Source organism: Gardnerella piotii (assembly GCF_049815665.1).
In the GTDB taxonomy this organism is placed as follows: domain Bacteria; phylum Actinomycetota; class Actinomycetes; order Actinomycetales; family Bifidobacteriaceae; genus Bifidobacterium; species Bifidobacterium piotii.
This window is the reverse complement of the sequence record NZ_CP187450.1, coordinates 303,599-325,311: the sequence shown is the minus strand read 5'-3', so window position 1 is coordinate 325,311 and position 21,713 is coordinate 303,599. Positions and strand designations below refer to the sequence as shown.

General features: G+C 44.0%; 16 protein-coding genes and 4 tRNA genes. 3 read left to right on the top strand and 17 right to left on the bottom strand.

The genetic code is table 11. From position 1 onward, the window contains the following. Nucleotides 1–156 precede the first annotated feature (156 nt). The 3 genes from ACPEIW_RS01340 to ACPEIW_RS01330 all read right to left on the bottom strand — a co-directional run bounded on the left by ACPEIW_RS01340 (nucleotide 157) and on the right by ACPEIW_RS01330 (nucleotide 4,863). The gene (locus tag ACPEIW_RS01340) at nucleotides 157–3,360 is read right to left on the bottom strand and encodes a proline-rich domain-containing protein (RefSeq protein WP_425663946.1); all 3,204 of its coding nucleotides are present in this window, start codon (nucleotides 3,358–3,360) and stop codon (nucleotides 157–159) included. A 358-nt stretch (nucleotides 3,361–3,718) separates the two neighbouring features. After that, nucleotides 3,719–3,805, bottom strand: a tRNA-Ser gene (locus ACPEIW_RS01335). Nucleotides 3,806–3,924: 119 nt separating this feature from the next. Then, nucleotides 3,925–4,863, bottom strand: a complete 939-nt coding sequence (locus tag ACPEIW_RS01330; protein ID WP_422112769.1) for an EamA family transporter — start codon at nucleotides 4,861–4,863, stop codon at nucleotides 3,925–3,927. 127 nt (nucleotides 4,864–4,990) lie between these two features. On the opposite strand from ACPEIW_RS01330, the gene dinB reads away from it, so the two are divergent. Next, nucleotides 4,991–6,322 carry a DNA polymerase IV gene (gene dinB / locus ACPEIW_RS01325; protein ID WP_425663944.1) on the top strand — a complete coding sequence of 444 codons (1,332 nt, stop codon included), beginning with the start codon at nucleotides 4,991–4,993 and terminating at the stop codon, nucleotides 6,320–6,322. On the opposite strand, the gene fdxA is transcribed toward dinB, so the two are convergent. The 10 genes from fdxA to ACPEIW_RS01275 all read right to left on the bottom strand — a co-directional run bounded on the left by fdxA (nucleotide 6,319) and on the right by ACPEIW_RS01275 (nucleotide 13,359). After that, a complete protein-coding gene (gene fdxA, locus ACPEIW_RS01320; RefSeq protein ID WP_128813788.1) occupies nucleotides 6,319–6,639 on the bottom strand; it encodes a ferredoxin in 321 nt (106 codons plus the stop codon). The two genes, dinB and fdxA, sit on opposite strands and share 4 nt — an antisense overlap. 154 nt (nucleotides 6,640–6,793) lie before the next feature. After that, the gene (locus tag ACPEIW_RS01315; protein WP_425663941.1) at nucleotides 6,794–8,425 is read right to left on the bottom strand and encodes an APC family permease; all 1,632 of its coding nucleotides are present in this window, start codon (nucleotides 8,423–8,425) and stop codon (nucleotides 6,794–6,796) included. A gap of 223 nt (nucleotides 8,426–8,648) precedes the next feature. Continuing rightward, complete coding sequence (locus ACPEIW_RS01310) at nucleotides 8,649–9,932, bottom strand: FAD-binding protein (protein ID WP_425663939.1); 1,284 nt, start codon at nucleotides 9,930–9,932, stop codon at nucleotides 8,649–8,651. A gap of 87 nt (nucleotides 9,933–10,019) precedes the next feature. Beyond that, a complete protein-coding gene (gene rpmG, locus ACPEIW_RS01305; protein WP_004114322.1) occupies nucleotides 10,020–10,190 on the bottom strand; it encodes a 50S ribosomal protein L33 in 171 nt (56 codons plus the stop codon). Between the two features lie 50 nt (nucleotides 10,191–10,240). Further along, a tRNA-Met gene (locus ACPEIW_RS01300) sits at nucleotides 10,241–10,314 on the bottom strand. A 4-nt stretch (nucleotides 10,315–10,318) separates the two neighbouring features. Continuing rightward, nucleotides 10,319–10,390 (bottom strand) — tRNA-Thr (locus tag ACPEIW_RS01295). Between the two features lies 1 nt (nucleotide 10,391). Further along, nucleotides 10,392–10,473: transfer RNA gene (locus tag ACPEIW_RS01290), tRNA-Tyr, on the bottom strand. Between the two features lie 139 nt (nucleotides 10,474–10,612). Then, complete coding sequence (hisC, locus tag ACPEIW_RS01285; RefSeq protein ID WP_425663937.1) at nucleotides 10,613–11,707, bottom strand: histidinol-phosphate transaminase; 1,095 nt, start codon at nucleotides 11,705–11,707, stop codon at nucleotides 10,613–10,615. 179 nt (nucleotides 11,708–11,886) lie between these two features. Continuing rightward, nucleotides 11,887–12,180 (bottom strand): co-chaperone GroES, encoded by a 294-nt coding sequence (gene groES, locus ACPEIW_RS01280; RefSeq protein ID WP_004131681.1) that lies wholly within the window; start codon nucleotides 12,178–12,180, stop codon nucleotides 11,887–11,889. A gap of 156 nt (nucleotides 12,181–12,336) precedes the next feature. Further along, the gene (locus ACPEIW_RS01275) at nucleotides 12,337–13,359 is read right to left on the bottom strand and encodes a hypothetical protein (protein WP_422112774.1); all 1,023 of its coding nucleotides are present in this window, start codon (nucleotides 13,357–13,359) and stop codon (nucleotides 12,337–12,339) included. 235 nt (nucleotides 13,360–13,594) lie between these two features. Between ACPEIW_RS01275 and ACPEIW_RS01270 the strand changes: the two genes are divergently transcribed. After that, entirely contained in the window at nucleotides 13,595–13,771 is a 177-nt protein-coding gene (locus ACPEIW_RS01270) for an FmdB family zinc ribbon protein (RefSeq protein WP_425663935.1), read from the top strand. Nucleotides 13,772–14,139: 368 nt separating this feature from the next. Then, nucleotides 14,140–14,868: a hypothetical protein gene (locus tag ACPEIW_RS01265; RefSeq protein ID WP_016830030.1), complete on the top strand. Its 729-nt coding sequence runs from the start codon at nucleotides 14,140–14,142 to the stop codon at nucleotides 14,866–14,868. Between the two features lie 39 nt (nucleotides 14,869–14,907). On the opposite strand, the gene ACPEIW_RS01260 is transcribed toward ACPEIW_RS01265, so the two are convergent. The 4 genes from ACPEIW_RS01260 to ACPEIW_RS01245 all read right to left on the bottom strand — a co-directional run bounded on the left by ACPEIW_RS01260 (nucleotide 14,908) and on the right by ACPEIW_RS01245 (nucleotide 21,484). After that, a complete protein-coding gene (locus tag ACPEIW_RS01260; RefSeq protein ID WP_004131677.1) occupies nucleotides 14,908–15,111 on the bottom strand; it encodes a hypothetical protein in 204 nt (67 codons plus the stop codon). Beyond that, nucleotides 15,108–18,941, bottom strand: coding sequence for a helicase (locus tag ACPEIW_RS01255; protein WP_425663932.1), 3,834 nt, complete (start codon nucleotides 18,939–18,941; stop codon nucleotides 15,108–15,110). The genes ACPEIW_RS01260 and ACPEIW_RS01255 overlap by 4 nt, the downstream gene beginning before the upstream one ends. 18 nt (nucleotides 18,942–18,959) lie before the next feature. After that, complete coding sequence (locus ACPEIW_RS01250; RefSeq protein ID WP_425663930.1) at nucleotides 18,960–20,378, bottom strand: FHA domain-containing protein; 1,419 nt, start codon at nucleotides 20,376–20,378, stop codon at nucleotides 18,960–18,962. 197 nt (nucleotides 20,379–20,575) lie between these two features. After that, nucleotides 20,576–21,484 carry a class C sortase gene (locus ACPEIW_RS01245; RefSeq protein ID WP_425664364.1) on the bottom strand — a complete coding sequence of 303 codons (909 nt, stop codon included), beginning with the start codon at nucleotides 21,482–21,484 and terminating at the stop codon, nucleotides 20,576–20,578. Between the last annotated feature and the right edge of the window lie 229 nt (nucleotides 21,485–21,713).

The window sequence follows — 21,713 nt, the reverse complement described above, 5'->3', positions numbered from 1 at the left end:
CAAAACTATAAGCGCCAAAAAGCTATGTTTATAGAATAAATTATGCATATTATACAACGCAACTATTTTTATCTGTTTTAATACTTTATTAATATATCTCAACATACATGTTTTACAAATTTATGCACATATGAATCAAATATTTTATGATAGATTTTATGCAATGTAGCTTACACGTTTTGACAAAATCACAGATCCTGCAATAAGCAATATAGCCAGAGAGAACATTAATGTTGTTTCAACTTTTACGCCAGTTGTTACTAGATGCCCAACATTAGCACCTAGACGAGCATGGCGTCGTTTTGAATTCTTTGTTCCACTTACATATTGATTATTTGGCTGCGAGTTCTGCTCTACATTAGAGTCGCTTACTTGTTGATTATCTCCATACTGAGAATCTCCCTGTTTAGAATCTCCCTGCTGAGTAGCGCTTTGATGAGTATCAACCTTCTTAGAATCACCTCTCTGAATAGTACCTGATTTAGTAGCTGTATATTTACCTTCCTTGCTATCTTCCTTGCCTTCAACATGCTCAGATTTATGCTGAGAATCCGCATTAACATTACTTTGATTATCTTTTTTATTGTTTTTTTCATTAATTTTATCGTTATTAGCATTACTCTTAGCATTACTCTTAGCAGTCGCATCTGCATTTTGATGAACTGTATTATTGGTTCCAGCATCTACTTGCGCACCGAGCGTATTATTATTCGCTCCAGCGTTTACACCAGATTGCGCATTGTTGCCAACTTGCGTGCTGCCAGACTGTGTGCCAGCAACTTCATTCTGCGCACTAGAACCTTGTGTGCCGCCAGGCTTTTCGCTAGAACCGCCAGGATTATCCTGCTTACCAGACTCACCAGTCCCAGGCTGCTTCTGATTACCAGGCTTTTCGCTAGAACCACCAGGCTTTTGCACACCAGGCTCACCCTTTCCAGGCTCCTGCTTACCAGGCTCGTTTTTCCCAGAGCCCTGTGTGCTACCAGACTGATTATTATTGCCAGCTTGCACACCAGAACCTTGCTGATTCTGAGGACTCTGAGGATTCTGCGGATTCTGCTTTGAAATAATATTATCTACAACGCCACCACTAGGAGACGTCTTTGGATCAACTTCACTACCCGTAACATTTCCACTACCAACAGGCTCGCTCTTACCTGGATCTTGCTTACCAGGCTTTTCACTAGAACCTCCAGGATTATCCTGCTTACCAGGATCTTGCTTACCAGGCTTTTCACTAGAACCACCAGGCTGCTGCTTTCCAGGCTCACCCTTACCAGGCTCACTCTTTCCAGGCTCACCCTTCGCACCAGCATTCTCCGCCTTATTAACAGTCACAGTAACAGGCTTATTTCTATCAAAGAAGCTTCTACTATCTTCGTTATTAAACGACGTCTTAAACTCTTGCGCTCTAGAAGAACCTGGGAATTCATAAACAAAAACATACATTCCACTTTTAGCCGTATTGCCGTCTAAAAGATCGATCATATCTCCAACTTTTTCAAACTTTTCTTTTTTATTCTCAGCACTTCTGTTCTCTTTGTTATCTTCACTGCCCTTGTTATCTTCACTATCGCTATCTTTGCCAGCTTCTTTGCCAGATTCTTTGCCATTAGACTCGTTATGAGTAAGAATTATCTTGCCGTTCCCAAGAGTGTAAGTTCCATTACGCAATGGAACATCCCATGAATCTATTTTCTTATGATTTTCGTCTTCTTTAGGCTCTTCTACAGAGCTAGAAACAAGCTTTACCATATTTTCGTTGCTCATTGAACCATCTTTGTTTCCAACCCACCAAAGACGAATGTTCATCTTTGCATCTTTACTAAACCCATAATCAGTATTTCCATCAAATTTTCCGTAGTCTTTTGGAACGCCACTAACAACTATCGCATCCGAAACGTCATTTGTATCTTTATTTTTTAGATTCTTAACATGTTCAATCGATATTTTTGCCTTATGCGAAACTGTTGAATTTACGTTTCCAAATTCTTCAACAAACTTTTCTGGAATAAACTCTCTAACGTCGTCTTTTTGATTTCCAGGATCAATAAACCAAACCCACGTTCCAAATAATCCTGCATCATCTTTGTTCACTTTATAAACTTTTGCGCTAGCAAGTTCATCTTTAGATAAGTCACCTTTTGCTTCGTGCGCAACCGCTTTAACTTCTTGATTTTCTCCCGAAAAATAAACATCGGCTGCAGCAACTTGACGAATATTCTTATCTTCTCGTAGTTCCTTTATATACTCTTCTACTTTGTCTTTTTTATTTTCGCGTTTTTTCATAATATCGTTATAAGAACCAACAAAGTAGTATCCGCGAGCGCGAACATCTTTACCACTTACCCACTCATCTTCAGTAGGATTCTTTAGCGCAGAAGTAACAGTATCTTCTACAGAATCGCCTACTTTTAACTCTTTTACAATCGACTTAGAAGAAATCGAAGGCTGGAACTTTCTGTGCGCTCTCTCTGTTAATACATTTGTAAATTCTCTGACTTTTTCATCTTTTGCTACTCGTATTAAAGCTGCCCCATTTCCTATATCTTTTCTTTGCAAATATGGAATGTAGTATTCACCTTTAATTTCTGCTTCGCCTTCTCCTGTTGCAACCCAATCAATTCCACACTGCAAGTTATAAGGATTAAGTAATTCTTTAAACTCTTTAACCTGTTTTTTATCTTTTATAAAACGCAACTTATCGCCTACTGCAGTAAGCTTAAATTCTGTATTGTCTCTGTAATATCCAACATTTCTTGCATCAACACCATGTGCATCAATAATTACCCTTCCACTCCTTGCATAGTAGGTAGAATAAGGGTCAAGTATTTTGAATCCCATACCCTTAGGTGTTTTTTGGGTTACTTCATTCCACACTTTTTCTGCATCTTCTTTCAAGTTGGATGCACCTTCAAATCCTCTACGCTTTGCTTCTTCCCACCCGCGTTTATCTTCATCATAGCGCTCATGAATTAAATATGCTGCTTCCTCCATTTGGGATGTCAAATTATTTTCAATAGCATACTTAGCTATTCTTGCCGTAATTTCATTAATATTGTTAACATCAAGCGGCATATCTCTCCAATCGGAATCAGCTTTTACAGTTGATCCAGTATTAATGCAAAATACGTAATTACCATCATCATCTTTTTTTACAAGTTTTCCGTATGGTTTCACTTGTGAACAAGCATCCTTATATGTAGAATATTGGGCAAAAATATCTGCAGAAGCCGCATTTATTGCGCCATTCCCAACAACAATTGCAATAGTCGCCAGCAACGCTGTCAGTAAAGAGAACATTCGCGTGCGCTTATTGCGTAAAAAGATTGGAATCCCTTTACATCCATGTTTTCCCATATCAACTCCTTAAAACGTTGTTTTCTCTAACGTGACAAACGTTTTTGCTAGCCACGATGAACGAAAAATTCGCTCATGCTCTAACTATGATTTAGGAATTTCAATCTGTAAATAAAAAACTTTCAATGTGGTTAAAGGCTATTTTAGAGGGCAGTTATCCACATTGTTATGCACAATTGTGCACAATCATACACAGTAGTGGTGGTTGCTGGCGACTCGCGTTTATAGGAATATGTTGCAATCAGAAAAATAGGGGTTATATCGTCTATAGGCCAAAATAGCAACCATGGTGCTATGTGCAAAATCAAAACAAAAAGCTCTAAACCGCTGATTTTTCAACGATTTAGAGCTAAAACCGCGGAGTCAGAGAGATTCGAACTCTCGAGCCGCTTACGCGACTAACACCTTAGCAGGGTGCCCCTATCGGCCACTCAGGCATGACTCCACTTTGTAACTATTCAAGATAGCAACAGATTCAGACTATATCACCTCTTGAGGACGTGCACAATGCTTAAGCGACACACCAAAAGCGCAAAAGTGGATTTAATAGCCAAACAGCAATATTTATGCGGGATTATGATCTCCCGAAAATGTAATCACAACAGCCAACATAACTAGAGCCATTCCGCAAACGTCAATCAACGTTGGCATTTCGCCAAATCCCATTCCAACAATTGCAGCAATCGCAGGGTAAAGCGCTTGCATAACCGAATACCGTGCAGAAGACACACGCTTTAGCAAAACCTGGTCTAAAAGCGTTGGAATAAAAGACGCACAAGTTGCAATAACAACCATTAATCCAAGAAGTTTCAAAGATCCGTAAGGCTGAGCAGCCCAAGTTGCACTAGATTTAGGATGCACAACATGCAAAATTGCAGGAACACCAAGAACACTCGATTGCAAAAGCCAACCGATTAAAATAGCTATACTAACTCTGTCAATTGCATTAGAGCCTCTTGCAAGCATGCGCCCAGATACAATGTACATTCCCCACATTGATCCGCCAATAAGAATTGCCACTAATCCAACAAGAAAATGCGGGCTTTCGTTAGAACGCATAGACGCGCTTGCAAGAAGCACAATTCCACAAGCAGCAATAACAATTCCAACGCGCTCTCGCCATGTTTTACCCGTTATAACAGCAACCATTAAAGGCCCTACAAACTCAATAGTTACAGCCACTCCAACAGCCATACAACTAATAGCTAAATAAAACATTGTGTTCATAAGAACAACAGAAATGCCTACTGCAACAACAATTAACCATTCTTTTAATGTTTTAGGAAGAGAGTTGCGAGCGCGCTTTTTACGCGAAAAAGGTCTTCTCCAAGCAAGCAAAAACAAAGACATAAACCCAACGCGATACCACACAGAATATAGCGGATCGAGCTGGCTAAACGCGACCTTTGCTATAGACGTTGCTAGATAGACCGTTGCAGCTTCTACAACAACGATTAGCAAAACAGGCATGCGATTTAGCGCGTTTACTATGATTTGTTTCATAAAGCATACCCTACACGGCAGTAGTTATATTTGCCAGTAGTTATTTTGCGTATTTTACACTTATTTTTCGTAAACTTATTGCGACACGCTATTGTACAAAATCGAACGTTTGTTCTACTATAAATTCATGAGCACAGCACCGCGAGTTAATGCAGCTAAACGCGATTGGGGGCGCAACACGTCTGGCTGCACAATACTTCATATCGATATGGATGCATTTTATGCATCACTCGAGGCGGCGCGTAATCCTAGGTTACTTGGCAAACCTGTGATTATTGGTACAGGCTCGCGCTCCGTAGTTTCGGCAGCCAGCTACGAAGCACGTAAGTATGGCGTGAATTCCGCTATGCCTACAGCGCGAGCACGAAGCTTGTGCCCTAATGGCATTTTCCTGCCGGTAGATATGCCATATTACGTTTCCATTTCATCTAGGATTTTTAAGGAGGTCTTTTCAAAGATCACAGATAAGGTTGAACAAGTTTCTGTAGACGAGTGTTACATGGACGTTAGCTCAGCGTTATTACGCTGGAAAACGCCCATCGCCATAGGCAAGTGGATAAGAAGCGAAGTCGCGCGCAAGTTTCATATCACTTGCTCTGTGGGGATTGCATCAAATAAGCTGATCGCAAAAATGGCGTCAACGAACGCAAAGCCAAACGGAATGCTGATTATCCCCCAAAATCGCAATGCCGACTTTGTTTCAATAATGCCATTACGAGCAATACCAGGAATAGGACCCGCGCTTGCCAAAAAACTAGCTACGTGGGGAATAAACAGCATTGAGATGCTTAGAAGTGTAGATGAGAAGACTTTGGAACGAGTTGCTGAATCTAAAGTTCTTGCGCGAATGCTTTATAACACTTCGCGCGGAATTGATGCACGGCAAGTAACGCCCCACGTTCCAGAAAAATCCATTGGAACAGAAAGCACTCTTGATAAAGACACCACGGATATTGCAGCAGTGAAAAACCTGATCAGGCACTGCTGCAACGAAGTGGCGCAAGAATTACGCAATCGCAACACAATGGCAAAAACAATAACGTTAAAATTGCGATTTAGCAATTTGCACTATGCAACAAGATGCAAAACATTAAGAAACGTAACCGATTGCGCACCAGAGTTATACAAGCATGCTTGCGATTTACTAGAATCAGTAAACCCAACAGTTCATGACCATAAATTAGGCGGAAGTCATATTTGTTTACTAGGCTCCGTCAGGCTTGCTGGCGTTAGCGTAAGCAATCTTGTAGATAAAAGCAAAGCGCTTGTTCAGCCTACGATTAGCGACATCTTAGAAGAGAACGAAAGAGAAAACACCATAAGTGGTATGCGTAAAAATTCAACAGAAATTGCGCAAAACGCAATAAAAAATACGCATGCAAGAATAAGTCACGCAGAACACGTATTAGATGCAGTAAGAAAAAAGTACGGCAACAATGCTGCTCAAATGGGCATTTAAGCATCTTTTTTAGGAAGAGCAGCTACGCGATCCTCATCCCAACCAGATGGGCCAGCTTCTTGCGCACCACCTAAATCGCCAAGCTTGTTAAAGTATTCAACAGCAGCGTCTTTATACCATTCCCACTCTTCTGGAACGTCATCTTCGTAAAAGATGGCCTCTACTGGGCATACAGGCTCGCACGCACCGCAATCAACGCATTCATTAGGGTTTATATAAAGCGTGCGATCGCCTTCGTAAATGCAATCAACAGGGCACTCGTCAACACACGCTTTATCTTTAACGTCAACGCACGGTTCTGCAATAACGTAAGGCATAACAAACGCACCCTTTCACACTCAAAAATAAACTAACTCTTCTATTATAGTTCACGTTACGAGTGCAAAACGCATTGAGTCGGCATACGTAATCGCATACCGACTCAACACATTAAATCAACGTCTCAAAAAATCAACGTCTAAAAGCAAAAGCCTATTGAGCATCCTCTTGAGCAGACCCAACAGCTGCCTCTTGAGCAGCTTCAGCTCGCGCTTGGTCTTCCGACTCGCCTTCCGCAACTTTTTCGGCGGCAGCAGCATCTTGCGCAAACAAGGTTTCTACTGGAACACCAAGCTTCTTAGCTTTACGAAGTTGCCTTCCAAGCAAAGAATTGCGGTAAGAATAGCCAAAGTACACAATAAAACCGATTGCAAGCCAGATTGCAAAACGAATCCATGTAAGCACAGAAAGGTTTAGCATAAGCCAGAACGTAGAAAGCGCGGCGAAAATTGGCAGAACTGGATTCCATGGAACCATAAAGGATCGATGCAAATCAGGTCTACGCATACGCATAATAGGAACGCCTGCGGAAACAAGCAAGAACGCAGAAAGCGTACCAATATTCACCATATCGGAAAGAATTCCAATATCTAACGTAGAAGCGATTATTGCAACAACAACGCCAGAAACAATCTGAATGCGTGCAGGAATTCCTCGCTTGCTAACCTTAGAGAAGCTACGTGGAAGCAAACCATCTCGGCTAACAGCAAACACAATACGTGTAAGGCCCAAAAGAAGAACCATAACAACAGTTGTTAAGCCGATTACAATGCCAAGAGAAATAATCTTAGCAGCCCAAGTTGCGCCTACAAGCTCAAAGCTAGTAGAAAGCGAAGGAGCCTCTTGCTTAGCCAAATCCTTGTAAGAGACCATACCAGTTGTAACAACAGCAACAAGAATGTAAAGAACAGTCACAATCAAAAGACCAAGACCAATGCCCTTAGGAATGTTCTTGTGCGGGTCTTTAGTTTCTTCTGCCGTAGTTGCAACAACGTCAAATCCAATAAATGCAAAGAACACAAGTGCTGCACCAGAAAGAATACCCGTAACGCCGTAAACAGCTGGCTGCATGCCAGTAACCCACTGCCAAAGCGGCTGGCTCATAGTGCCAGAAACGTGAATTCCCTTAACGCTAGCAACGTCTGTTGCAGGTGGAATAAATGGAGTGAAGTTAGAAGCCTTAATGTAGAAGAATCCAACAACAACAACAAACAGAACAATGCCAATCTTCAAGATTGTTAAAGCACCGTCAAAACGAGCAGAAAGCTTTGTTCCAACAACAAGCATAATCGTAAAGAACGCAACAATAACTACTGGAGCAAGATCAAAAGTAAAACCGCCAATATTTACCGAAGTAGATACGTTAAGACCAAACAAATGCATTAAATCGTTAAGATAAACGCCCCAATATTTGGCTATAACAGATCCTGCCATAAGCATTTCCAGAATCATATCCCAGCCAATAATCCAAGCAATAAGCTCGCCGACTGTTGTGTACGTAAAGGTGTATGCAGATCCTGCAACAGGAATCATCGAAGCGAACTCAGCGTAGCACATTGCAGCCGTTCCGCAAACGATTCCAGCAATAATAAAGCTAATAATCACCGCTGGTCCCGCATGGAATGCAGCTGCTTGAGCGCCAACAGAGAAGATTCCAGCGCCAACAGCAACCGCTACGCCCATAACCGCAAGATCCCAAGCATTTAGCGTGCGCTTAAGATGGCGATCACCATCCATTGTTTCTGCAATAGTCTGCTCAACAGACTTTTTTCTCCATATTTGCATAATCCAACCTTCTCTAAAACTACGTCTAAAACATTCCATATAAGGGGTTATATGTTATAAATCGCAAAAAATACGGTTCAACACACATTAAGTGCTATTAAACAATAATTTTTACGATATTAAAAGAGCATAGTACTTTGTCTAGCGGAAAATCACAACACAAATCGCAATTTATTATGTTAAATTATGCTAAATTTGTGTTAACAATGTCTTAACAAATATCTTAACAATCCACACTAACGCCGATTAAAACAGGTTCTGGAACAAGTTTTACTCCGAACGAATCGTAAACACCATCTATGATTTTGCGCGCTAAATCAACAATATCCGAGCACTTTGCGCAACTACGATTAGTCAACGCCAAAGTGTGCAAAGAAGACAACCCAGCTTTACTTTTTTCGCCATCGCTTTGCGTAAGTCTAAATCCCCTGTGGAATCCAGCATGGTCAATAAGCCATGCTGCAGAAGTCTTAACTCCTTTAGAGCCATCTGGCAAAGTGGCGTCAAAGCGCGGAGCGTCTTCTGGCAGCAAATCTGCTTGAGCTTTAGTCAAAATCGGATTCATAAAGAAGCTTCCGCAACTATGGCGATCAGCATACTTAGAATCGCCTTCTAACAAATCTCCAGCAGAATAGTCTTCATTTTGAAGCCTAATCGAATACTCAACACCATTTTCGCTTTTTGCGTAGCACATCCACTTATTTGCGTAGCGCATAGCATCTTCAAGCATGCCCTTAGACGCTCTGACGCGCAAAACTTCGCGACGAATCTTAGATGTTTCCATCCTATCTCCAACTTGCACACCAAGCGCGTGAGCAAGCTGCAAATGAGCCACAACACCCGTTTTTGAATGTTTTAAGCAAAAAGTAACAGATAAAACAACGTATCTAGGCGTTGGGAAGAAGCAATCAGCAGCAACACCAGGAGCCTTATACATGCTTTTTTTAAGAACAGAAGTGCGGTAGCCAAACTTAAGATCTGCAAGATTCATATAAAAAGTGGTTTTATCTTTACGATCCCAAACCTCTACAGATTCAACGCTTTGCGCCACTTCCGCACCGTATGCGCCGATGTTTTGTACAACAGACGCTCCAACCGTTCCAGGAATCCCAGATAGCGCTTCTACGCCTTGCAATCCAAGCTCAATAGTGTGAGACACAAAATCATCCCAATTGCAGCCAGCTTCTGCACTAACGTGAACCAAAAAATCTCCGCTAGTTTTATCAACGCCGTCTATGCCAGGAGCAGCCTCATCTAAAACGCAAATCTCGCGACGAGCATCACGCACAACAACTCCGTTAAACGGTTCGTCGCTTACAAGCATGTTAGACCCGCCGCCAATAACACAAAGCGGCAATCCAGCGCAATCTGCGTCTTCTACAGCTTCGATAACAGCTACTCTGCTAGTAGGCTCTACAAAACGAGCAATAGAGCCACCAACACCAATTGTTGTAAGATTTGCAAAAGTTGGATTATCAGATTCCAATAAGGATGATTGCATACTCATACGATTAATCCTAACAGCAATAAATAACAAAAAACCCCGCAAAACGCGGGGTAATAAAGCTATAAAACTTCGCCGAAGTTCACGCTTTTAGCGAGTCTCGCGATGGAGAGTATGCTTGCCGCAGCGTGGGCAGAACTTGCTCAACTCAAGGCGATCAGGCGTATTACGACGATTCTTCGTCGTGATGTAATTACGCTCCTTGCACTCCGTGCATGCAAGCGTAATGCCTGGACGGATGTCTGCGCTCTTACTTGCCATTTTGTTCACCTCTAGAATATTGTATGTTGACCAACTCCTGCTGGCCATTGTAGCGAGGAAGAGACTCGAACTCTTGACCTTACGATTATGAGTCGTACGCTCTAGCCAGCTGAGCTACCCCGCCAGAGAGCCTCGAGTGAGAATCGGACTCACGACCTCTTCCTTACCAAGGAAGTGCTCTACCACTGAGCTATCGAGGCGTGGCGGGTAGTGGATTTGAACCACTGAAGCACGAAGCAACTGATTTACAGTCAGTCCCATTTGGCCGCTCTGGTAACCCGCCAACGTTTCCGTGCGGAGAAGAATATCTCCAAACGGCAACTTTGTTATTTTGCCACGAACGCGCGACTAATGCAAGTTCAAGACACGCCGAAAGCAAAAATCACATCTAAATGCATCTAAAAAATGCGATTATTTATCTGCTATTTAAGCGAAAAACCATCTTTCTTTAAAGACTCGCACACTTTAAGTACGCGATCATTTGCCTCGGTTTCTGCGATTGTAATGCGAATACCTTCCCCAGCAAACGCGCGCACAGAAAGACCTGCATCAACAAAACGCTGATTAGCTAGCTCTGTATCTTCGCCAAACGGCATCCAGAAGAAGTTTGCGTATGGCTCGGCAACATTCCACCCTTGCTCTCGCAAACCGCTCACAACGCGGTTACGCTCCTTAACAAGCGCATCTACGCGATTGCGCATTTCTGCAAGCGCTTCACTCTCCAAAGACGCAAGAGCAGCCACTTGTGCAATTTGGCTTACACCAAACGGAACAGCCACTTTTCGCATACCATCTACGACTTGCGCGTTTGCAATAGCGTAGCCAATGCGCAAACCAGCCAAACCGTAAGCCTTAGAGAATGTTTGAGCAACAACAACGTTTGGATATTCGCGGTAGAGTTGCATGCCATCTGCCGTACCCTTTGCGTTGTTAAATTGCACGTAAGCTTCGTCAATAAGCACCAAAACATTGCTTGGAACAGCGTCCAGCACTCGTCTAGCTTCCTCGTCTGAAAGCGATGCAGATGTAGGATTGTTTGGATTGTTCAAAATAACAAGACGCGTGCGCTCATTAATCGCATCAATCATTGCGTCCACATCGTGCGATCCATCTGCGCGATTAGGGATTTTAACGCTTGTAGCGCCAGCACCAGTAACAATAATCGGATACGCTTCAAAGCTTCTCCACGGGTATATGACTTCGTCTCCAGGGCCTGCAACAAGATTCACAAGTTGCGTAATAACCTCTGTAGAGCCGCATCCAAGAACAACCTCGTCGGGAGTAACGTTAAACTTCTTAGCTAACTCTTCTACGACTTCTGTTCCGCGCATGTTTGGATAACGATTAATAACCCCAAGCGCACGGCTAGAAATGGCGCTTTTCACGCTTTCTAACGGCTCAAATGGATTTTCGTTGCTAGAAATCTTATATGCGCGAATGCCATCTAATGCGGGCGCTGGTTTACCTTGCTTATAATTTGGCAAAGTATCTAAAATACTGCGATGTTTGTAATCCATGATTTTATAATAGTCGCGTCTTAAACAAATTAAATAAATTATTAAACGTATTAAAACAAATCAGACACACTAAACGATTAAACAAAAACGCTGAAAACAGCGGTAAACCGTCATTTTCAGCGCTAAATAGCTTTATATTACTTGACTAATACAAGTAATTAGCCAAGCGAGTAATAAAATCAGCCAAGGATTGCAAGAACGTCACGAGACGAAACGATTAAGTAATCTTCGCCTTCGTAATGAACTTCTGTGCCACCATACTTGGAGTAAAGGATCTTGTCTCCAGGCTTAACATCCATAGGGATGCGCTCGCCCTTATCGTCGCGGCGGCCTGGGCCAACAGCCAAAACCTCTCCCTGCTGTGGCTTTTCCTTAGCATTATCTGGAATGTACAAGCCAGAAGCAGTTTGAGTTTCTGCCTGAGCTTGCTTAACAATAATCTTATCTTCCAAAGGTGTGAGTTTAATCGACACTTCGGTACCTCTTTCTAGAGAAATGTAACCTTTGCGCGAATAATGTTGACGAGGCTGACGATCACGTCAAAACTATCGAGCACTGAACCTTATAATAGCGCGTTTTTAGCACTCTACCAACTAGAGTGCTAAAATTTTAGAAAATTTTTACAAACTTTAAGCAGCGCGACGAGCCAAAACATCCCTTAAATCGGCTTTACCAAGCGAGTCTTTTGTACTAACTGGAGGCTCTACAGTAACTTCAGATACTTCAGAGACTTTGCTTGAATCGAAAGCCGCCGCCGATTCGTTTGAATCGTCTGTTGAAATCGCTTTAGTAACTTGCTTAGTGGACTTTATCTCTAAGCTTTGCGGACCCGCATTTTTGCCATTAGCACCAAAATCACTAGAATCATCGCCAAACGAGAACGATATAAGATCTTGGTTAGAGTTGGAGGCATCGGCTTGCGAGCGCGCATCATTAGCAGCGGAAAAATCGCCAGCAACCGCGCTTTTTGCCACCTCTTTACTGCTTGATCCAGCTAAAGCCATGCTTATATCTCGCTGTTGCATAACCGAAGTCTCTGTGTTGTCTGGATTTTCGGCATGCTGTGAGTTTTCGGCATTTTCAACAACTGAGTTTACAGCAGCGTCAAAAATTGGCTCCACAACAGAATCATTAAAAGCTGCAGAACGCTTGTTATACAAAGCAACTTTTGCTTCCCACTTGCGCGCTTGCTTAGCAGCCATAGAACCAAAATAGAGAACAGTGCAAACAGCAGCAAGAGGAATGATTGCAAACCACGCACTATAAAGGCCAGAAAGACCCGCAGCAAACACAACAAGAGTTAAAAACGCTAGAGAAAGCACCAACGCACGGCGACGGCGGATTGCTGCACGACGAAGCGCGCGAATACGGGCAACGTGTGCAGGCGTAAAAGCACCATTAAACTGCTTAGCGCACTTATGTTTATTAGCGTTCACGCCATTGCGACTGAACTTGCCATTGTTAGGCTTTGTATTCGCTTGCATCTTCGACGGCTGCATGCCAACCCCTTTCGCCATCGTGCCGCTACACGCGTGGAAAAGCGAATCACTGCTATAATCCACAATGTGCAACGAAGGTGAATACCTATCTTCGCTGTGCTCCAGCATTGACTTCATGCTGTTTTCAGTGCGTTTAGGCAACCAACCAAACATTAAGGCTACGATGATGATCAATACCGTTAACGCGCTCACCGATTCATAACCCATACGTACAAATATAAAGTGCATTAAGGATGTAAAGGCTAAAAATAAGTCGGCGTGTCGAATTTTTTGCGATTGTTTCGCAAAATTTTACAAACAAAAAGCGTTTACGATTAGCGATTAGCCGCTTTAACGAGGCGGTATTATGAGCTAGGATATGTGATGGAATTATAGATTGGAGGAACCGTTGCCTACTTATCATTACCGTTGCAAGCAATGCGGATATGATTTTTCACAACATCAATCGTTTGAAGATAAGCCAATTACCGTGTGCCCAAAGTGCGGAAAGCAAGAAGTTCGTAAGGTTTTTAGCGCACCACCAATCAGCTTTAAGGGTAGCGGATTTTATCGCACCGATAAGTAACGTGCAAATAACCCATTAAAATTTGTGCATATGTGCATAAGTGAAAAAATATGACGCAACTTATGTGTGTATGTGAATAAATTGAAAATTTATAACGCCACTTATGTGCTTATGTGCGTAAGTGGCGTTTATTTTGCTACGCATGTGTGCGTATGTTAGTAATCACTTATATTGATATATGTTGATATGTGGATTAATACCAATCAAAAATGGCTATTTATGTGCATATGTGCGTAAGTAACTATTAAACTTCATCAAAAATGTTTATATGTGAATAAAATCCTCATAAAATCCCCATCTAAGCTAGCCTTTAACCACATTGCACAAAAAAGCTTGCAAAAGCGCTACGCGTGATAAATGATGCTTATATGCGTACATCATTTTTACTAAAAACAGTTGGCTACAGCGCGGAAAACAAGGTGCCAGTAGAGCTTATAAAGCGCAGAAAAAGGGCGCAAACCTTAAACATGCTTTCAATATTTTTTATAAGTGTTGCAACATTGTTTTCAATACACCTTATTTCAACGTTTCAAGCTACTCAAAGCGTGCCAGTAGCCATTAGAAACATAGCAAAAGGCAGCGTGATTAAACAAAGTGACCTGCATTACGTTAACGTGCCTAAAAGCAGCGTTTTTAACAATGTTCTTAACCAAACTTCTATAAACAATTCCTCTAAAAACGCTATTATTGCTGCGTGCAACATTAAATACGGAACGCCGATTTTTAGCAATCAAGTTACAAAACAAACAAAAATTCCGCCTGGCTTTACAACGATTTCGGTTAATCTTGCAAGCAGTAGCGCCAGCCTTGCGCCAGGAGACGTTATTTCTATAGCGTTTAGCAAAGTTCCAAACAGCTTAAATACAGCCAACCATTCAACAAATCCAACACAAATAGAAACCTCTAGCGACGCCAGTTTTTCCGATAACATTACTTTGCAAGACAAAAACGTTTCGCTTGTTCACAACGTAATCGTTGTTAACGTAAACAATTCTGCGCAAAGCGCACTGCTAGCAATGCCAGCAGAAAACGCGTTGCAAATCATAAACACGCAAGCGATTATTCCAAACCTTGCGGTAATAGCTGTACAAAACTAGCAAGCAATAAATAAACGCATGCCAGCAACTATGCAAAGCTTATCTACCGCGTTCGCTAAAAACCGCCCAATGCGGAGGAAGCTCGCCAAGAATACGATTATCGTCGTCTTTTGCGCGCTGCTCAATCGTTTGAGCATCACCTGGCTCTTGCTTTACGCCATCCGCGTCAAAAAGCTCCGACCCTTTACGAACCACGCGCGAATGGCCCCTAGAACACCTGCGATTAGCGTTGTATTCGCTCATTGCTGCTCGCCGCTTTTATAAAGCTCGCCAATTCTAGAAACAATTCGCTCAACTTCTTTTTCGGGATTAACGAATGCTCCAACGCTCCAAACGTTCATAACAGACCAGCCAAGATATTCCAAATCTTGAGCGAGTATGCGATTGCGCTCACGAGTAGACTCAAGGCTCATAAAACTCGCATCGTCGGTTAGAACAGCCAAAGCAAACGGCTTATCTGGCAAACCAACAACAAGAGGAATGCTATGATCTTCACTAAAACCGTAGTTTACTGCCACATTAAGGCCGCGAGAGCGAATTCGTTCTGCCAAATCCGCAAACAAAACGTTGCTAAAGCCGTTTGCGGAAAAGTCGCCAGCAGCTTGCGATTTAGTAGGCTCGCCCTCGTTACCCTCGTCGCTAGCCTCGCTAGCATCTCCAGAATCACCAGCAACCGCTGTATTTACTGCATAAACTGGATTATCGTCCAAATTCTGCGCCCAAGTAAGCAAATCCTTAAGAAGCTTAGGTCCGTCTTGATGCAAACGATCATCTTCCATATCGCTAGACTTAAATGCGCAAACAATGTCCAAGTTTCTTCTAGCCAAAGCCAAGGAGTCAAGAAGCATGGACTTTCCGCCTTCTTCTTCCAAAACTCCAAACTGCTGCAAAAGCCTTCCGTGCGAAGTCTTTGCGTAGCACAGCGAAAGAATAACATCCGTTGCATATGCACCAACAGCTTCGTTTACGCTTACAAGTCGTACATGCCTAAGGAATCTACCCATATTTTCGTCTTTAACAGCCAACGCCTTAAGCTCCGCTCCAAGCCTGTTTCTAAACACGCTTGTAAGAGTCACAACTGCAAGCACGTAACTAGAAGGAACAACGCTAAAAGTCTTAGCGCGCTGCTTAATCAAAGACACAACTTCATCAATCTCGCGCTGGCTGCTTTCAATAAGACCAGTTGCCATAACTGGAACGCCAGCGGCTTCTACTTGATGAAGCTTAACCTTGCCTTGCATTTTTTCTACAGGAACATCGTGTCTAAGCACGCCGTAGCCGTGATTTTCAAGGAAATCGGCAAGATACGCGGAACGCCTGGTTGCTCGCGACTTAACGCAAACAGTAGGCAAAACGCTAATAAGGTCACTTACGCTTTGCGAGCTAACAGTTTGCTTGTGCGCAATAACAACGACTTGGCGTGCGCGCGCAAGAATGCTAAGCAGCTCAATGTTGTTAATATGCTCTGCAGAATCAATAATCACAACGTCTACAATCGGCTTAAACTCAGTCATCATAGTTAAAGTAGACGGCATTGCAACCAGAATCGGCTTAGCAGCAAGCAGCAAATCTGGGTAGGAGTTCATCAACTTAGCAAAAGTTACACCCGAACCATTGCTTGCAAGAGCAGTGTGAAGCTGATTTGCCTCTTGAGAACGCGCAAAAAGCAAGTCGCAAAGCTTTTTAAGTGCTTCTTGCTGAACCATTGGTCCTACGGAACGCACGTGCTCTGTGTCTACTTGCACAAAACGATCGGAAGCGTCTTGCAACGCGGAACCGTCTTGATTAGATATAATCTCGGAAGAATTAACAATATCTTCAAAAACGGTAGTCCACCAAGCTAGATGAAGCTCGCCATCTAAGGCCTGGCCCGTAACTTTACGCCTACGCAAGTCGCAAACAAGATCTTCTAAACCAACGCCGCGCAATTCACGCTCAATAACACACCTACCTGGTAGCGTGTCTAAAGATTCGCGACTATCGTGCAAGGCTTGCAAGCGCTCGTCAAGCTTAGTAAACTCAATGTTTTCAAGGTCTGCGCCAAGTCGCGTTGTAGAAAGCACAGCGTTAAGCGCTACAAGATTACGGTCTAAAAGCTCCTGCGTGCTAACGATTTCGTCTAGCTTAGGAGGCAATACAGGCCAACCGCCATGAGGCACAAAAGTACGCCATTGCGCAGCTTGCGCGGCAACAATCTTTAACGCTTCGTGAAGATCGTCTACCTTTGCGCCAACACGCAAAAGGCTGCGCGCTTCTTTAATATGATGCCTGCGCTCCCAAAAGCCCATTGGCGTGCCTTCGCGCTTGCGAACAGCTTTAGGCTTGCTCGCTTCAATCATTGCGTTAAGATCGCGCTCAAAAATATCTGGCTGGAAAACGTCTAAAACGCGGCGAAGATTCTTTAGAACCGTAACCTGCCTACCCCATTCTCGCGCCGTAGAAGGAATAGGGAAACCGCAATTTTGCACAGTTGACTTAACGTGCTCGCGCGCGGCTGGCAAAAGCTTTGTAAGAACGTCTACAACGCGCTGATACACTGTTACAGCCTCGTTCTCGCTAAACAGCGAAGCACCAAACCACGGCGTATCTTCGGCATTAGTAGTAAATTCACCAAGAGAATCTGCCTCGTGCAGCTTTTGCGCCCACTCGTCTAAATGACCAGAAAGCGAGCGCGCAGCATCTACACTAAGACGAACATGCGTGCAAGGATGCGTAGGCAGCATGGCGATTCCTGCAAGATTTTGCATAGTCTGATAAGCGGAGACACCCCATCGCTCGTTTACTCCGTGCAAATCACCCAAGTAGCGGTTTAATCGCGTTTTAACGCCAACAAGCTCGTCGCAAACTTGCTCAAAACGGCTAGAAGCAACGCTTTGGCGAGACCCAACGGCCGCTATAAGCTGCGCATCAACGTGCTTTGCAAGATGTGAATCCGAAACGTCTAGCGAAAGCGAAGAAATCTCGTTTGCGCTAAGAGCGTGGCGGAATCGGCGCTGCTGCTCCATAACGTTTGGAACGTACAAAACGGACTTTCCTGCAAGAACGCAGCGCGAAGAGATCGCAGATGCGATTAAAGCGGAATCACATCCAGCATCTGCGTCTATTGCCAAAGAAGCGCCATTTGACGCCATTCCTGCAGCGTATCGCACAGCGTTACTAACGTCACCAACTTCATATTCGTAGTGTGGGTCTGCATCTAGTGGAGAATAGTCGGAAGTAGCTTTTGCGCCCAGCGATTCAACGGCAATATCATCTCCCGCAATCGCGTCAATCATTGTATTTCCAACGTTCCCCAGCTTAAGCGCACGTAAAATCTGACCGCTTTCTGCTAAGAATCTAGATCCCGAGTCCGTAAAACAACCGAGCACAATATCTCGCTCAATGTCGAAATCTGGGAAAACTCTTTGCGCAGCAGCACAAATCGCGTCAAAAACTGCAGATGTTTCTGGCGTGCCGCTCTGGTAGTTTGAGCCATCAAAAAGCGCGTCTTCGCTAAGGTGTACGCCTCTTTCTTGCAATCTAAGAACAAGAGCGTGGTTTAGGCGAACGTTTCCCGAAAAGTAAATCGTTGCAGCCGTCTCGTCTTTTCCAGCTTCTCGCAAAACGCGTACTGGGTATGTTAAAACTGGCACATGATTGCCGCTCCAAGACGCAACTCCAACAACAAGCGAAAGCTCCGAAACGCCATTTTCGTGCGCTTTGTTGTCTCTGTCTTCAAAAACTCTGTCTAGCCTTCTACCTGCCGCACGCAGCATTCCCGAATCGCGGAAAAGCGCTTGAAGAGTGGCCTTTCCACTGGCAAAAAGCTGGGCGATTCCCGAAGGATGCGCGTGAGTCAACTCTAGTTGCGCACAAAGTTTTGTTATGTCTTCTAGCGGAGAAGGAGCAAGCTGCGACTTGTATTTTTCATGCCATTTGTTCATGCGCTCGAGCTTCTCGGCGCGCAAAGATTGTGCAGATTGGCGAGGCGCAGCCTGGTCTGGCTTGTCTGAAAGATTTTGCTGATTTTGCTGGCTTAACTGACTTGCCTGGCCTTGCTGGCTGTGCATAAAGTCATTTTGATTATCGCTCATACTACTCAACTCCCTTGTTTACAAGCCGATTGCATTGCGATACGCGCTGTATCCGCTATTTTGCGCCAACGCTTGATCCACGTCTGCATTCCCCTGCGCCGAAAGCCACGCATACAAATCGTCGTACAAATTTGTGTTCATTGCCAAGAATGGCAGCAACTCTTGGTACTTTGCCATCTCAAATTGCTCGGCAAAATCGTCTGTTTTTTGCGCTTCTTCCGATGTAAATCCTCCAGCAGAAACCACTTCTTTGCGAGCGCTAAATTCGCCATTTGAAACTTTTTCAAACACGGATCCTGGCTCAAAAGCTGGTGTAAATTGCGCGGAATCGCTTGCGATTGTAGCGCTTACATCGCTTATGTTGTTAGCGTCACTTACATTGCTAGAATTGCTTACATCGCTAGCATCATCGTTAGTAGCATCATTGTTAGTAACAGCATCGTTAGTAGATACATCATTATCTACAGAATCGTTAGTAGCAGCATCGTTACTAGCATCATTGTTACTATCAACATCATTACTAGCAACATCGTTACTAGATACATCATTACTAGCAACATCGTTACTAGATACATCGTTATTTGCAGCATCGTCAAATAAATTGCGCGGTTCCACAGGCGATTCAAACTCATCTCGAACAACAGGCAAAACAACCTGACCTGCAATAACAGGCTTAATTTGCTCTGCAACGCTTTCTGCAACGCTTGCAACATCTAGAACGCTTGCAACATCCGCAACACTTGAAGGCGCAACACTTGAAGGCTCAGCAGAAGTTACAGCAGAATTATTATCCGCATTATCATCCGCATCCGCACCAGCATCCGCCGCCGAAGCACTACCAAGGTCATCCGCCGCAGCAGCATCATTAAGCCGCTTTTGACTATCCCAAACCAAATCAGGCCGCGAAACCGACTGCGCATGGAACACTCCCGTTGGCTCCCCCGCGCGAATGTCAAGAATATCATCTACCGACAAATCCGCCGCGTCTGGCTCCTTAATATCATTATCTGGCGCATAAGAGAACAAATCGCGCACTGGCTGCGCACCCGCATCGCTTCCCTGCGGTGCCTTTTCTTCAATGCGCACAAAATCAACTGGAACATCGCCAAATTGCATGCGAACAATGCTATCTGGCATATGAAAATCAACGCCTGGGTCTAGTCGCAGCAAATCGCCGCTTTCGCTAACCAAGTAAGTTCCGTTTGTAGAGTTCAAATCGCGAATCGTAGCCGCGCCGCTTGCATCAACAATAAAAAGCGCGTGTCTTTTAGACATAGAGCGCTTATTGTCTACAACGTCTACGCGTATAAAACCATCTTCGCGCAAAGGGCGTATAGGCTTCCTGCCAATCTCCACAGACTGACCCGCGCCAACGCGTGCCTGCTCCACTCCACCTACCGTAATCATCCAGCGCTGCAAGGTTTGTTGAACACTCACGGAACCTGCTCCCTTCAAAAAACACACTACACACTATTGTGTCATGCTTTGTGTATATTGCGCTAATGGCGATTGCGCAATCTTTCCCGAAAATGTACGTGATTTGGGTAAAATATGGTACAAAATGCGGAAGATTTTCCCGAGTTTGTACGTGATTTGGGTCAAATATGGTACAAAAAGCGGAAAATAAAGCAGATTTAAGCAAGAATCGACAAATGCTTAGCGTGCAAATCAAACCTGCCGCGCTTTCTTTTAGCATCTGCAACAACCATAGTCGCAAGAATCACCGCGCACCCAACAAGCGCAATAACAAACAGCGTCATCCAAAGCGGCCACTGCAGCTTGTCATCTGGCGCCTTAACAAGATCAGGCAGCACGCGATACCCCGTAACCAGCAGCCTTTGCGAGTTCACACCGTACGGCGTGCAAGTAAGCAAAGTCACCAAATCACGCCCCTTCTCGCGCTGCAACAAGCTGATGTCATTTGGTTCTACAACGCTAATGCGAAACACCTTGTATCGCAGCGTCTCGCCTTGAATATCCAAATAGAAAAAATCGCCTTTTTTAAGGTAAATTAAGTCGTCAAACATAGTCGCATGCGGCAAACCCGTATGCGCAGTAATAACAGAATGCCTATTTTTGCCACCAACTGGCAAATCCGTGCCATACAAATGACCAGCGCCATATGCTAAAACATCCTGCGAGCTACCGTGATAAATCGGCAGCTTAACGCCAATCTTCGGGATTTTCACGATTCCCATAATGCCCATTGGCTCATCCAGCACGCTATCGTACTTTTTATACTCAGGTGTTTTCTTAAAATCTTCCGTTCCGTTATATGGATCTGCCGTAAAAATCGCGTTGCGATGCGCGTTATAGCGGCGAGCCTTTTCTAAGCTAATTGCACGCGCATCTTTAGGCTGCTCGCGGCTAAGCTTGTCGTAAATGGCAGAAAGCTGCTTAGACGCGTGATTATTCCACAGCGTTGACGCTACTGGGTACGTGAAGCATAGGATTGCTGCAAGCGCTAGAACGATTGGCTCTAAGATACGACGCAAATGCGATTTTTTGCGTTTTGCTTGCTTTTCCTTCTTATTAGGCTTCATTCCTACTCCAATGCGCGAATCGACTTGCATGAGCGCTTAAAGCGTGGCGCGCGAATGCACTTCGATTCGCTGAGCCACTCAAGGCAGAAGCACTGCTTCTGCGTGGCGAAGACGTTAGCGCGCTTAGACCGCGCTAACGATACGCCTCGATAGCGGCGAAAAATCTCGAATCTCTACCTAGTTTGGCGTATTTGCGCAATCTGCATAGCGGGCAAAAAGATTAGAGCAC

What these genes read in the sequence shown, in the direction of transcription:
- ACPEIW_RS01340 (WP_425663946.1), bottom strand. Translation starts at nt 3,360, where the DNA reads ATGGGAAAACATGGATGTAAAGGGATTCCAATCTTTTTACGCAATAAG.
- ACPEIW_RS01330 (WP_422112769.1), bottom strand. Translation starts at nt 4,863, where the DNA reads ATGAAACAAATCATAGTAAACGCGCTAAATCGCATGCCTGTTTTGCTA.
- dinB (WP_425663944.1), top strand. Translation starts at nt 4,991, where the DNA reads ATGAGCACAGCACCGCGAGTTAATGCAGCTAAACGCGATTGGGGGCGC.
- fdxA (WP_128813788.1), bottom strand. Translation starts at nt 6,639, where the DNA reads ATGCCTTACGTTATTGCAGAACCGTGCGTTGACGTTAAAGATAAAGCG.
- ACPEIW_RS01315 (WP_425663941.1), bottom strand. Translation starts at nt 8,425, where the DNA reads ATGCAAATATGGAGAAAAAAGTCTGTTGAGCAGACTATTGCAGAAACA.
- ACPEIW_RS01310 (WP_425663939.1), bottom strand. Translation starts at nt 9,932, where the DNA reads ATGAGTATGCAATCATCCTTATTGGAATCTGATAATCCAACTTTTGCA.
- rpmG (WP_004114322.1), bottom strand. Translation starts at nt 10,190, where the DNA reads ATGGCAAGTAAGAGCGCAGACATCCGTCCAGGCATTACGCTTGCATGC.
- hisC (WP_425663937.1), bottom strand. Translation starts at nt 11,707, where the DNA reads ATGGATTACAAACATCGCAGTATTTTAGATACTTTGCCAAATTATAAG.
- ACPEIW_RS01275 (WP_422112774.1), bottom strand. Translation starts at nt 13,359, where the DNA reads ATGTTTGGTTGGTTGCCTAAACGCACTGAAAACAGCATGAAGTCAATG.
- ACPEIW_RS01265 (WP_016830030.1), top strand. Translation starts at nt 14,140, where the DNA reads ATGCGTACATCATTTTTACTAAAAACAGTTGGCTACAGCGCGGAAAAC.
- ACPEIW_RS01260 (WP_004131677.1), bottom strand. Translation starts at nt 15,111, where the DNA reads ATGAGCGAATACAACGCTAATCGCAGGTGTTCTAGGGGCCATTCGCGC.
- ACPEIW_RS01255 (WP_425663932.1), bottom strand. Translation starts at nt 18,941, where the DNA reads ATGAGCGATAATCAAAATGACTTTATGCACAGCCAGCAAGGCCAGGCA.
- ACPEIW_RS01245 (WP_425664364.1), bottom strand. Translation starts at nt 21,484, where the DNA reads ATGAAGCCTAATAAGAAGGAAAAGCAAGCAAAACGCAAAAAATCGCAT.